The following is a 12,228-nucleotide window of genomic DNA, read 5'->3' as shown; positions in this document are numbered from 1 at the left end:
GTTCGCCGGTTGAGGCGGTATAATTGCCGGTATTTTGCCACAGTTTAAAAATTGACCACAGCAGGAATGCAGTACTCGCTTATGTCGGACACCATGGAACGTCAGGATTTTGCCCCAAGCCCCGCTGCTGAGCCGCAAATACTCTACAGCGCGGCGGCCGTGCGCCAGCTCGACCAGCTGGTAATTAACCAGCAAAAGATCCCCGGGCGCGCGTTGATGAAGCGCGCCGGGCGCGCGGCATTTGACTGCCTGCGTCGTCGCTGGCCTGAGGTGGCCGAAATTCAGGTCTTCTGTGGTGGCGGCAACAATGGCGGCGATGGCTATGTGATTGCCGGCCTCGCCGCCCAGCGCCAGATCCCCGTGACCGTGTTCGTGGGGGTGCCGATGGAGCAGCTGAAGGGAGAAGCCCTGGAGGCCTACGGCTTTGCCGAGCGTGAGGGTGCCAAGTTAGTGTCGACCATTGACGCCATGCCCGCACCGGATAAAAACACCGTGCTGGTGGACGCCTTGCTGGGTACCGGATTCAATGGCGCACTGCGCAGCCCGGTGGATGCAGCGGTGGCGCATATCAATGGTGCAGGTGTTCCGGTATTGGCGGTGGACCTCCCATCGGGTCTGAATGCCGATAGCGGCTTTGCCGAGCAGGCTGTCACTGCGGACGTAACGGTGACGTTTATCGGACGCAAGGCGGGCCTGTTTCTGGGGCGCGGCCCAGCGCTTACCGGTGAGGTCGTGTTTGACGATCTGGGGGCGGCTGCCGAGATTTATCCACAGGTGCAGGGTATGTTACTGCGCCATACTGCAGAGAGCCTTGCGCGACTACCGGCGCGCACGGCAGACAGTTACAAGAATCAATTCGGTCATGTGATGATCGTCGGCGGAGACCACGGTTTTGGTGGCGCTGCCATGATGGCCGCAGAGGCCGCGGCGCGCACCGGGAGTGGCCTGATCTCACTCGCCACTCGCCCGGAGCATGTGGTGGCGTCACTGACCCGCCGCCCGGAAGTGATGGCACATCCGGTGGTTTCCGGGCAGGAGCTGGAGCCTTTGCTGGAGGTGCCCAGTGTTATTGCAGTGGGGCCGGGGCTCGGCCGCTCACCGTGGAGTGAACAATTACTGGCCCGTGCGGGCCGCGCACAGGCGGCGTTGGTGCTGGACGCGGATGCGCTGAATATCCTGGCCGGTGGCCGCGTCCTTGCCGGTACCCAGCGCGATGATTGGGTGCTGACGCCCCATATTGGAGAGGCGGCGCGCCTGTTACAGATTTCCAATGACGAGGTAACCGCCGACCCGGTGGCGGCGGCGCGCGCGATTCAGGAAAAATTCAGCGGCGTGGTGATATTAAAGGGTGCAGGCACCGTGATTGCCCACCGCGACGGCGCCGATGTGATCAACACCGGTAACCCGGGTATGGCTTCCGGCGGTATGGGCGACCTGCTTACCGGGGTAATCGCATCCCTAATTGGTCAAGGTATGGCGCTGCCGGCGGCAGCGCGCCTCGGGGTGTGGTTGCACGGCGAGGCGGGTAATTGCGCGGCCGCCGATGGCCAGCGCGGCCTGTTAGCCACGGACTTGTTGCCGCATATCCGCGCGCTTGTGGACTGAAGCCTGAATTGAAGAGTTAATAGGGGCTAGTAATCTTGGACGGTAAGCCTGTGGAAAAAGTGCTGTATTTGCCGGATGAGTCTGCCACCGTGGCGGCGGGTGAAACGCTCGGTGAAGCGTGCCGCGTCTCCGGTATGAGCGTCGGCCTGGTATTTTTTCTCGGCGGTCAGTTAGGTGCCGGCAAAACCACATTCAGCCGCGGCGTGTTGCGCGCTTTTGGACATCGCGGTGCGGTAAAAAGCCCCACATACACCCTGGTGGAACCCTATGAGTTTCCCGTCGAGCGGGTATACCACTTCGACTTGTATCGTCTCGGCGATGCGGAAGAGCTGGAATACATGGGGGTGCGGGATTATTTTGGCCCCGGTAGCCTGAGCCTGGTGGAGTGGTCCGAGCGGGGCGCTGGTATTTTGCCGACACCGGATCTGCAGATTGAATTGCAGCTGCAGGGCGAGGGGCGCAGTCTAAAATTAACCGCAGTCAGTGATGCTGGTACCGAGGTGCTGGGCAGGGCGCTTTTCGACCCTGGCTGATCAGGCGTGATGCATTTAGTGCGAGCAGGCGGACGATAAACAGGGCAATAATAATGATTGGAGCAGGGTTGCCGGTGCGATTTCTAACGAGCATTGTTTTTCTCCTCGCAACACTGGTTGCGTTACCCGTATCCAGTGCGGAAGTGGAGGGTGTGCGTTTGTGGCGCGCGCCGGACCACACGCGTCTGGTGTTCGATCTCGATGGCCCCGCAGAACATAAGCTGTTTACCCTGAAGAATCCTGACCGCGTGGTGATCGATGTAAGTGGCGCGCAGCTTACCGCGGCAATCGACAACCTGCCGCTGGCAGATACTCCCATTGCCGGCCTGCGTCATGCGACCCAGAACCAGCGGGACTTGCGCGTGGTGCTGGACCTCAAGCAGCCGGTCAATCCGCGCAGTTTCGCCCTGCGCCGCCACGAGCAACTGCCCGATCGCCTGGTGATCGATTTGCACGACCGCAGCAAGGTCGAAGAAAAAACTATCCAGCAGGTGCAGGTCAGCGGCCAGAAAGACATTGTGATCGCCATCGACGCCGGTCACGGTGGTGAAGACCCCGGTGCACTCGGTCCGGGCGGGCTGCGGGAAAAGGACGTGGTGCTGGCCATTTCCCGCTATCTGAAAAAATCCCTGGACAAGAAACGCGGCTTCTCCGCAAAACTGGTGCGCACCGGGGATTACTATATTCCCCTGCGCGACCGGGTGAAGAAGGGGCGCCAGTTGCGCGCAGACCTGTTCGTATCTATTCACGCCGATGCCTTTACCCGTAAAGACGCCCGCGGCGCCGGCGTCTACGCGGTGTCCTCGCGCGGTGCCACCAGTGAAACCGCACGTTTTCTCGCGCAGCGGGAAAATGAGTCCGACTTGATTGGGGGTGCCGGCGATCTCAGTCTGAGCGACAAGGACGATACTCTTGCGGGCGTGTTACTGGATCTGGCGATGACTGCCACTATGAATGCCAGCCTGGATATTGGCAGCAGTGTGCTGAGCTCCCTGGGCAGCTTTACCCATCTGCACAAAAAGAAAGTGGAGCAGGCGAATTTCTCGGTACTGCGCAATCCGGATGTGCCCTCGATTCTGGTGGAGACTGGTTTTATTACCAACCCGCAGGAGGCGCGTCGCTTGCGTGACCCATCGTTCCAGAAGCGAATGGCAGAAAAACTCAGTGAAGGTATAGTGGCCCACTTCAGTTCCCGCCCACCCGCGGGCACCTGGCTGGCGGCAAATGCCAGTCGCGTTGACCGCAAACACACCATTAGCCGGGGAGATACCCTGTCGGCAATCGCCGCGCGCTATAACATTTCCGTGGCGGCCCTGAAGAAGGCGAATGGCATGCGCAATTCCATGATTCGCGTGGGGCAGACCCTGACCATCCCCGCTGGCTGATTTTTACCGTCCGAAGCGCTCCGGGTGCTTCGGGCCCGCCCCGATACACAGAGCCCCTGAGTGGGGGCGGCAGAGACGACACACAGCTTTCAAACCTCCATGCCAGAAAATATCCAACTACTTTCCCCCAGACTCGCCAACCAGATCGCCGCCGGTGAGGTGGTCGAGCGCCCGGCTTCCGTGATCAAGGAGTTGCTGGAAAACAGTCTCGACGCCGGCGCTACCCGTCTGGAAATCGACCTGGATGCGGGGGGCGTGAAGCGCATTATGGTGCGCGACAATGGCAAGGGGATCGAGAAAGAAGACCTGCATTTGGCGCTGGCCCGTCATGCCACCTCGAAAATCCATGCACTGGAAGATCTGGAAGCCGTGGCCACGCTCGGTTTTCGCGGTGAAGCGCTTGCCAGTATTTCCTCCGTTGCCCGCTTGACCATGACCAGCAGCCGCGATGAATCCGGTAAAGGCTGGACGGTAACCGCGGAAGGGCGGGAAATGGAAACTCAGCTGGCGCCGGCGGCACATCCGCGTGGCACCACGGTTGAAGTGCGGGACCTGTTCTTCAATACGCCGGCGCGGCGCAAGTTTTTGCGCACGGAAAAAACCGAATTCAATCGCGTTGACGAAACCATCAAACGCCTGGCGCTCGCCCGTTTCGATGTCTCTTTCAGCCTGCGTCATAACGGCAAGGGCGTGCACAACCTGCGCGGTGGCACCTCGAGGGCGGAGATGGAACGGCGGGTGGCGCAGTTGTGTGGCCCGGCGTTTATGCAAAACGCCCTGCATATCGAAATGGAGCGCAGTGGCCTGCGTCTGTGGGGGTGGGTGGCGGAGCCCGCGTTTTCACGCTCCCAGGCCGACCTGCAGTTTTTCTACGTAAATGGTCGAGCTATTCGCGACCGGGTGGTAAGCCATGCGGTGCGCCGTGCCTTTGCCGACGTGCTGTACCACGGTCGCCATCCTGCGTTTGTGCTGTACCTTGAGCTGGATCCCGCCGCGGTGGACGTCAACGTGCACCCCACCAAACACGAAGTGCGCTTCCGCGATAGCCGTCTGGTGCACGATTTCCTCTTCGGCTCTTTGCATCGGGCCTTGGCGGATGTACGCCCGGGGGCGCGCGACGAGGAGGATGAAGCGCATTCTCATGCGCCGCAGGTTTCCGGTGTCGCCGCCGGCGAGTTTGCCGGCCAGGAACGCATGGCGCTAGCTTCCGCACCGGCCCAGACGGCCAGTCCAGGGTTTGGCGGAATCGGCGGCGCCGGCACTCAGCCGTCCGCGGACAGGATTCAGCAGCAAATGCACAATTACGGCGAGCTGCACAAGCCGTTGGATACCGGTGTGCGGGAAGCACCGGCCGTGACCGCAGGCGCGACATCAAGCGCCGCCTGGTCGCAGCAAGTACCTGCGGAGGAAGCAGGTGAAACACCACCCCTCGGCTTTGCCATCGCCCAGCTCCATGGCATCTATATTTTGTCGCAAAACGAGCACGGCATGGTGGTGGTGGATATGCACGCGGCTCACGAGCGTATCGTGTACGAGCAGATGAAGGCCGCCCATGCCGCCGGCGGTATTCAGGCGCAGCCGCTGCTGGTGCCGGTAAGCCTGGCCGTGAGCGAGCGCGAGGCAGACTGCTTCGAGGAGCGTGAGGAAGTATTCACTGCGCTCGGCTTTGTGCTGCAGCGTGCCGGGCCGGAAACCTTGATGGTGCGGCAGGTACCCAGCATGTTGCACAGCGCCCCGGTGGAACAGCTGGTGCGCGATGTGCTGAGCGATCTGCTGGCCGAGGGCAGCAGCGATCGCATCGGCAATCAGATCAACGAGATCCTCTCCACCATGGCCTGTCACGGTTCCGTGCGTGCAAATCGCAAATTAACCATTCCGGAAATGAATGGCCTGTTGCGGGATATGGAGCGCACCGAGCGCAGTGGCCAGTGCAATCACGGTCGTCCCACTTGGACGCAGGTCAAGCTGGCAGATATGGATAAATGGTTTATGCGAGGTCAGTAACTTGAACGCTTCGGCTGAAGGCCGTCCCCGCGCTATCTTCCTGATGGGCCCTACGGCTTCGGGGAAGACCGATCTGGCCATGGCGATCAGTGACAGCCTGCCGGTCGAGTTAATCAGTGTGGATTCTGCACTGGTCTATCGCGGGCTGGATATCGGCTCTGCCAAGCCCACGCCGGAGGAGCTGGCGCGATACCCGCATCGACTGATTGATATCTGCGATCCGGCGGAGAGCTATTCCGCCGGGCGTTTTCGCAGCGACGCGCTGGCGGCGATGGAAGAGATCAGCGGGCGCGGCAAAATTCCGCTGTTGGTGGGTGGAACCATGCTCTATTTCAAGGCTCTATTACAGGGCATGGCAGAGATGCCAGAGGCGGATCCCGAATTCCGTGCCCAGGCAGAGGCGCGGGCCGAGAGGGAAGGTTGGCCGGCACTGCATCAGGAGCTGCAGAAGATCGATCCAGAACTGGCGGCAGAGCTGCACCCCAATCACTCGGTGCGCATCGAGCGCGCGCTGGAGGTGTTCCACCTCTCCGGCAAGACCATGACCCAGTTGCGTGCCGAGCAGGAGCGGGAGTCGCCACTGGCGCACTATGTGGTGCAGCAGTTGGCGATCGTGCCCGAAGATCGCAGTATTTTGCATCGACGGATTGCCGAGCGTTTTGAGCGGATGCTGCAAAACGGCTTCATTGAAGAGGTGCAGGCGCTGCGCGCGCGCGGTGATTTGCACAAGGATCTGCCGGCGATTCGCGCGGTGGGATACCGTCAGGTATGGGAGTACCTGGATGGCGACACCGATTACGAACAGATGGTGGCTGCAGGCATTGCCGCCACCCGCCAACTGGCCAAGCGCCAGCTCACCTGGTTGCGGCGCTGGCCTGACCTTATTCGAATCGGCGCACAAGAGCCTGGCGGGAAAGTCCGCAAAATCGAGGAAATGTTGCCAGAGGCCTTGAAATTTCTCGGTTGAGCAGCCATAACGTGAGTGGGCCGGTGTGTCCGTCCCAAATCAGTCAGTTATTCACAGAGCCCTGTCTATTTTTTGGCTCTTTTTTATACGCCGCATCACCATGGCCGTTTTTTAGTCCGCGGAATTCGCGGGCGCGTTCGTGCGTCATCTGGCGACCTATCTTTTGGCAAGGAGAACAATGATGTCAAAAGGGCACAGCTTACAAGACCCTTACCTGAACGTTTTGCGTAAAGAGCGTATCCCTGTTTCTATCTATCTGGTGAATGGCATCAAATTGCAGGGCCAGATTGAATCTTTCGACCAGTTTGTCGTGCTGTTGAAAAACACCGTTAGCCAGATGGTTTATAAGCACGCGATTTCCACCGTAGTGCCGTCCCGCGCCGTGCGTGTTCCGCTGATGAATCCGGCTGGCCCGGGTGGTGAAGGCGGCGCACCGGAAGGCGGTGAGCGCGATAGCTTCGGCGGCTAAGTCGAAGCGGGTGTTTACGGTGTTGGGCTAATGCTGGGGTTTATCCCGCTTTTGTTCAGCGCCGGCCTCCAGAAAGTTGTATTCAGCGCCCCGGCTCGTCCGGGGCGTCTGTTGTTCGGCGTCAGTGCATTGAATAATACGGTGTGCGGCGCAACTATTGAGTTCAAGAGAATAATCCTTGTTTTTTGATCGCCCGGAATCCGGTGAACTTGCTGTTTTGGTCCACCTGGAACTTTCCGCCATCGACAGCCCTGATGACCCGCGGGAATTTGAGGAGCTGGCGCTCTCAGCCGGTGCCGACCCGGTGGCTTTTATCTTTGGCCAGCGCGCCACCCCAGATCCCAAGACGTTTGTTGGCCGCGGTAAGCTGGAAGAAATTCAGGAAACCGTCACCAAGCACGGCGCGGAACTGGTGATCTTTGATCACACCCTCTCCCCGAGTCAGGAGCGCAATATTGAGCGCGAGCTGAAATGCCGGGTGCTCGATCGCACAGGATTGATTCTGGATATTTTTGCGCAGCGCGCGCGTACCCACGAGGGCAAGCTGCAGGTGGAACTGGCGCAGCTGCGCCACATGTCTACCCGCCTGGTGCGTGGCTGGACCCACCTGGAGCGCCAGAAGGGCGGTATTGGCCTGCGCGGTCCTGGTGAGACCCAGCTGGAAACCGACCGCCGCTTGCTGCGCGCACGTATCGACTCGATTGAAAAGCGTCTGGACAAGGTTCGTCGCCAGCGCGAGCAGGGGCGGCGCGGGCGTTCCCGCGCGGAAGTCGCGACGGTCTCCCTGGTGGGCTACACCAACGCCGGTAAGTCCACGCTATTCAACCGAATTACCAGTTCCGACGTATATGTGCAGGATCAGTTGTTCGCGACACTGGACCCAACCATGCGGCGAGTGGATTTGCCCAATGTCGGGGCGATGGTCCTGGCCGACACCGTGGGTTTCGTATCCCACCTGCCACACCGCCTGGTAGAGGCGTTTCGCGCGACCCTGGAAGAGGCGGCTAATGCCACGCTTCTGCTGCATGTGGTGGACGCGGCGGCGGAAAATCGCCTGCATCTGATTGAGGAAGTACAGTCGGTACTCGAGGAAATTGGCGCGGCAGATTTGCCCCAGCTGCTCGTGTACAACAAACTGGACCTGCTGGCTGATGCCGAGCCGCGCATCGACCGCGATGATCAGGGGGTGCCCCGTGCGGTATGGTTGTCAGCGGTAACCGGAGCCGGTTGTGACCTGCTAGTAGAAGCGATTGCCGAGCGCATCGGCGAGCAAATGGTGAGCGGCGCCCTGGTTATTCCCCCGCAGCATGCGCGCCTGCGCGCTCAACTGTTCGAGGGGAACGCGGTACAAAATGAAAGTTATCGCGACAATGGCGACGTCGAACTGCAGGTTTTACTGCCGCGCGCGGAACTACAGCGCCTGATGGCACCCTTCCGCGCAGTAGGTAACCCGCCGCAGTGGTTGCCGGAGAAGCCGGAAGAAGAGCCCCGTCCTGAAGACTGGGAGCTCGATTAACGATTACGCGAGGCGCGGCGCAGCCAAGGCATTCAATGCTAGAATTTGCGTCAGCTAATGATTAATAAATTGCACAGTTGGAGTGAGTAAATGGCCTGGAACGAGCCGGGTGGTAATAACAAAGACCCATGGGGTGGTGGCAATCGCAACAACGATGGCCCACCGGATCTGGATGAAGTGCTGCGTAAAATGCAGCAGAAGCTTAACGGCCTGTTTGGCGGCAAACCCTCCGGCAGTGACGATGGTCGCCCCGGTGGCAATGCCAGCTTCCCCTGGTCGCTGGTACTCATCGTCCTCGCCGTGGTTTATGGCCTGTGGGGCTTTTACCAGGTAGACGCGAACGAATCTGCCGTGGTCCTGCGCCTCGGCAAATACCACAACACCCAGACCGCCGGTCTGCACTGGAACCCGCCGCTGATCGATCATGTCACCAAGGTGAATATGACCGAGGTGCGTACCGAGCGCACCACCGGTCAGATGCTTACCGAGGATGCGAGTATTGTGGACGTGGTGCTGCAGGTGCAGTGGCACATCGATAATGCAGAGTCTTTCGTTCTGCGTGTGGCTGACCCGCTGAAGAGCCTGCAGGAAGCCACCGACAGTGCCCTGCGTCACGTCGTCGGATCACAGACGTTGAATGGGGTTATTTCGCAGAATCGTACCCAGGTTGCCGCTGACACCCAGGAGCGCCTGCAGGAATATCTCGACCTCTACCTGACCGGCATCCGTGTCGACGTGGTCAACCTCACCGACGCCAAGGCGCCGCGCGAAGTGCAGGATGCGTTCGATGACGTGGTACGTGCCCGTGAGGACGAGGTGCGTCTGCAGAACGAAGCCCAGGCCTATGCCAACCAGGTGATTCCGGTGGCCCGCGGTCAGGCGCAGCGGATGATCGAAGAGGCGGAAGCCTACAAGGCGCGCATTGTAGAGAGCGCCCGCGGTGAGGCGGTGCGTTTTGAAAAGCTGTTGACCGAATACACCCGCGCGCCGGAAGTAACCCGCGAGCGCCTGTACCTGGACGCGGTGCAGGAAGTGATGCAAAACACCTCCAAGGTGATGGTCGATGTGGAAGGCGGCAATAACATGATGTACCTGCCGCTGGACAAGCTGGCCGAGAGTAGTGCGAGCAGCGCCAGCCAGCGCACCCAGGTCTCTCCGCAGGTAGTCGATGAGATTTCCCAGCGTGTCATCAACCAGTTGCGTACCGAAGTGGCCAATAGCCGCCGCAGCCGCGACGTACGATAAGGAGAGAAGCAATGAACAGTAACAAATCTCTTTTTGTCATCGCGCTGGTTTTGCTCGCGGTGCTCGCGGTATCCAGCAGTGCGTTTGTGGTGAAAGAAACCGAAAAAGCGGTGCTGCTGCGCTTCGGTGAAGTGGTGCGCACGGACTACGAGCCTGGCCTGTATTTCAAGATTCCACTGGTACATGAGCTGCGCAAATTCGATGCGCGCATCCAGACCGTGGATTCCCAGCCGGTACGGATGTTGAACAGCGAAAACAAGTTCATGATGGTGGACTCCTACGCGAAGTTCCGCATCTTCGATGTGGGCCGCTTCTATGTGGCGACCCGCGGCGACGAGCGCAATGCTGTGCGCTTGCTGGCAGAGCAGATCAACAACCGCCTGCGTAACCAGTTTGGTGTACGCGACCTGCACGAGGTAGTGAGTGGCCAGCGCGATGAGCTGATGGCAGAAATCACCACTAATCTGAATAAGACCGCGCAAACGGATCTCGGGGTTGAGATCGTGGATGTACGCGTGAAGCGTATCGACCTGCCACCGGAAGTATCCGAATCGGTGTTCCAGCGTATGCGTGCCGGCCGTGAGCTGGAAGCCCGTGACCACCGCGCAAAGGGTCAGGAAGCCAGTGAGCGTATCCGCGCCAGCGCGGACCGCCAGAAGGTGGTTATCGAATCCGAAGCGTATCGCAAGGCGGAAGAGGTGCGCGGTGAGGCTGATGCCGAGGCCGCTCAGATCTACGCTGAGGCGTTCAGCAAGAACCCCGAGTTCTATCGTTTCTCCCGCAGCCTGACGGCCTATAAAGAGTCCTTCAAGAGTAAGAGCGATATGCTGTTGATGGAGCCAGACAGCCAGTTCTTCCGTTACCTGAAGGATCCTTCCGGGGAATAACGCAGGTAGTTATGACTATTTCGTGGCCACTTCAGTGGCCACAGCTCTACAAAATAGTGGTAAAATCCCCAAAACCGGGCCGGCGCCCGGTTTTTTTGTGCCGGCCTGTTTGACGAATCTCTTGCTGTACCTGTTTGTGCAATAGTCCTGAGGAACGACCAACGTGTGGGACGAGCTGGTCCGGGCCATCGGCCTGGTGCTGATCATCGAGGGCATTCTGCCTTTTCTCTACCCCAAGCGCTGGCGCGCACTGGTACAGCAGTTGGCATCTGTGGATAATCGCAGCCTGCGCACGGCGGGGCTCGTTTGTATGCTCGCCGGCACGGCCCTGCTGATGCTGTTTGACTGAGCTTCAGGACCGAGATTCTCCCGGCCAGAAGGCCGCCCGCTAACTATCGAACGCCCACATCATGACCCAAGCCAAACGCTGGATGCTACCGGATGGCATCGCCGAGATTTTGCCCGCGGACGCCAAGCGGGTGGAAACCCTGCGCCGAGATCTGCTCGATCTCTACCACCGCTGGGGTTACGAGATGATCATTCCGCCGATGGTGGAATTTACCGATTCCTTGCTGATCGGTATGGGGCGCGACGTAGACCTGAGTACATTCCGGGTGACCGACCAGTTATCTGGACGCAGCCTGGGTATTCGCGCGGACATCACCCCGCAGGCCGCACGTATCGATTCCCACAGTTTCCCCAGAAGTGGCGCCAACCGCCTGTGTTACGCCGGTCAGGTGTTGTACACCCGCCCGCGTTCGCCGATGGGCCCGCGCGCGCCGATTCAGATCGGTGCCGAGTTGTATGGCGTCGAGAGCCTGCAGGCCGACATTGAAGTCATTAGCCTGATGGTGGAAACCCTGCGCACCGCGGGGATCCGCGAGATCCACCTGGATCTCGGCCATGTGGCCATTTTCCGCAGCCTCGCGGATGCCGCACAGCTGGATGAAGCCCAGCAGAACGCGTTGATCGCGTTGCTGCAAAGCAAGGCGGTGGCGGATATCGAGCGCTGGGTAGAAGATAATATTGCCGACGCGCAGGCAGCGAAATGGCTGCGCAACTTGCCGCGCCTTGCCGGCGATAGTGGTTGCCTGGCGCGCGCCAGCGAACTGTTCGCCGATGGCCCCGAGGCCCTGCGCAATGCGCTGGACGAATTGCAGCAGGTCGCGGACGCGGTGGCGCGTCGTTATCCCCAAGTAGAGCTGTTTTTTGACCTGGGTGAGATGCGCGGTTACGACTACGAGACCGGCCTGGTATTTGCCGCCTACTCCCCGGGGCACGGTCAGGCGCTGGCCAACGGTGGCCGCTACAACGGCATCGGCGCGGTGTTTGGGCGCGACCGTGCAGCCACCGGCTTCAGTACCGACCTGGTGGCGATTAATACCCTGGGGCAGAACGGCGGAGCCGAAGCCGCCGCGATTCTCGCCCCCGCCGGCGACTGCGCGCAGTTGTGGCAAACTATCGGCGCGCTGCGCGCCGACGGCGAGATTGTCATCAGCACCATGCCTGGCGAAGGCAGTGACGACACAGAGACCCTGGCCCGCTGCGACCGCGAACTGGTGCGCGAAGGCGACGAGTGGGTGGTGAAACCACGGGGCTGAAGCCTAAGCTATTCGA

Annotated in this window: 11 protein-coding genes; all 11 read left to right on the top strand. The window is 60.3% G+C overall.

The features are described from left to right. Nucleotides 1-81 precede the first annotated feature (81 nt). The 11 genes from AS89_RS0109855 (at nucleotide 82) to AS89_RS0109805 (ending at nucleotide 12,212) form a co-directional block, all read left to right on the top strand. A complete protein-coding gene (locus AS89_RS0109855; RefSeq protein ID WP_010132413.1) occupies nucleotides 82-1,605 on the top strand; it encodes a bifunctional ADP-dependent NAD(P)H-hydrate dehydratase/NAD(P)H-hydrate epimerase in 1,524 nt (507 codons plus the stop codon). A gap of 35 nt (nucleotides 1,606-1,640) precedes the next feature. Next, entirely contained in the window at nucleotides 1,641-2,138 is a 498-nt protein-coding gene (tsaE, locus tag AS89_RS0109850) for a tRNA (adenosine(37)-N6)-threonylcarbamoyltransferase complex ATPase subunit type 1 TsaE (protein WP_010132412.1), read from the top strand. 53 nt (nucleotides 2,139-2,191) lie between these two features. Next, complete coding sequence (locus AS89_RS0109845; RefSeq protein WP_010132411.1) at nucleotides 2,192-3,523, top strand: N-acetylmuramoyl-L-alanine amidase; 1,332 nt, start codon at nucleotides 2,192-2,194, stop codon at nucleotides 3,521-3,523. A 99-nt stretch (nucleotides 3,524-3,622) separates the two neighbouring features. Beyond that, on the top strand, nucleotides 3,623-5,527 hold the full coding sequence (gene mutL, locus AS89_RS0109840; RefSeq protein ID WP_010132409.1) for a DNA mismatch repair endonuclease MutL: 1,905 nt from the start codon (nucleotides 3,623-3,625) through the stop codon (nucleotides 5,525-5,527). 43 nt (nucleotides 5,528-5,570) lie between these two features. Then, nucleotides 5,571-6,494 carry a tRNA (adenosine(37)-N6)-dimethylallyltransferase MiaA gene (gene miaA, locus AS89_RS0109835; RefSeq protein ID WP_050901677.1) on the top strand — a complete coding sequence of 308 codons (924 nt, stop codon included), beginning with the start codon at nucleotides 5,571-5,573 and terminating at the stop codon, nucleotides 6,492-6,494. Between the two features lie 181 nt (nucleotides 6,495-6,675). Further along, complete coding sequence (gene hfq, locus AS89_RS0109830) at nucleotides 6,676-6,963, top strand: RNA chaperone Hfq (protein ID WP_010132407.1); 288 nt, start codon at nucleotides 6,676-6,678, stop codon at nucleotides 6,961-6,963. Nucleotides 6,964-7,141: 178 nt separating this feature from the next. Further along, a complete protein-coding gene (gene hflX, locus AS89_RS0109825; RefSeq protein ID WP_010132406.1) occupies nucleotides 7,142-8,479 on the top strand; it encodes a ribosome rescue GTPase HflX in 1,338 nt (445 codons plus the stop codon). 90 nt (nucleotides 8,480-8,569) lie between these two features. After that, on the top strand, nucleotides 8,570-9,724 hold the full coding sequence (gene hflK, locus AS89_RS0109820) for an FtsH protease activity modulator HflK (protein ID WP_010132405.1): 1,155 nt from the start codon (nucleotides 8,570-8,572) through the stop codon (nucleotides 9,722-9,724). 11 nt (nucleotides 9,725-9,735) lie between these two features. Continuing rightward, a complete protein-coding gene (hflC, locus tag AS89_RS0109815) occupies nucleotides 9,736-10,611 on the top strand; it encodes a protease modulator HflC (RefSeq protein WP_010132404.1) in 876 nt (291 codons plus the stop codon). 163 nt (nucleotides 10,612-10,774) lie between these two features. Beyond that, the gene (locus AS89_RS0109810) at nucleotides 10,775-10,960 is read left to right on the top strand and encodes a DUF2065 domain-containing protein (RefSeq protein ID WP_010132403.1); all 186 of its coding nucleotides are present in this window, start codon (nucleotides 10,775-10,777) and stop codon (nucleotides 10,958-10,960) included. A 61-nt stretch (nucleotides 10,961-11,021) separates the two neighbouring features. Continuing rightward, complete coding sequence (locus tag AS89_RS0109805; RefSeq protein ID WP_010132401.1) at nucleotides 11,022-12,212, top strand: ATP phosphoribosyltransferase regulatory subunit; 1,191 nt, start codon at nucleotides 11,022-11,024, stop codon at nucleotides 12,210-12,212. Nucleotides 12,213-12,228 lie beyond the last annotated feature (16 nt).

The sequence above is a fragment of the Microbulbifer agarilyticus S89 genome (assembly GCF_000220505.1).
GTDB lineage: Bacteria > Pseudomonadota > Gammaproteobacteria > Pseudomonadales > Cellvibrionaceae > Microbulbifer > Microbulbifer agarilyticus_B.
This window is presented reverse-complemented; position numbering and strand designations above follow the sequence as displayed.

Excerpts from the sequence above, each read along its gene's own strand:
- miaA (WP_050901677.1), top strand. The coding sequence starts at position 5,571 with ATGGGCCCTACGGCTTCGGGGAAGACCGATCTGGCCATGGCGATCAGT.
- mutL (WP_010132409.1), top strand. The coding sequence starts at position 3,623 with ATGCCAGAAAATATCCAACTACTTTCCCCCAGACTCGCCAACCAGATC.
- hflC (WP_010132404.1), top strand. The coding sequence starts at position 9,736 with ATGAACAGTAACAAATCTCTTTTTGTCATCGCGCTGGTTTTGCTCGCG.
- AS89_RS0109805 (WP_010132401.1), top strand. The coding sequence starts at position 11,022 with ATGACCCAAGCCAAACGCTGGATGCTACCGGATGGCATCGCCGAGATT.
- AS89_RS0109855 (WP_010132413.1), top strand. The coding sequence starts at position 82 with ATGTCGGACACCATGGAACGTCAGGATTTTGCCCCAAGCCCCGCTGCT.
- hfq (WP_010132407.1), top strand. The coding sequence starts at position 6,676 with ATGTCAAAAGGGCACAGCTTACAAGACCCTTACCTGAACGTTTTGCGT.
- AS89_RS0109845 (WP_010132411.1), top strand. The coding sequence starts at position 2,192 with ATGATTGGAGCAGGGTTGCCGGTGCGATTTCTAACGAGCATTGTTTTT.
- hflK (WP_010132405.1), top strand. The coding sequence starts at position 8,570 with ATGGCCTGGAACGAGCCGGGTGGTAATAACAAAGACCCATGGGGTGGT.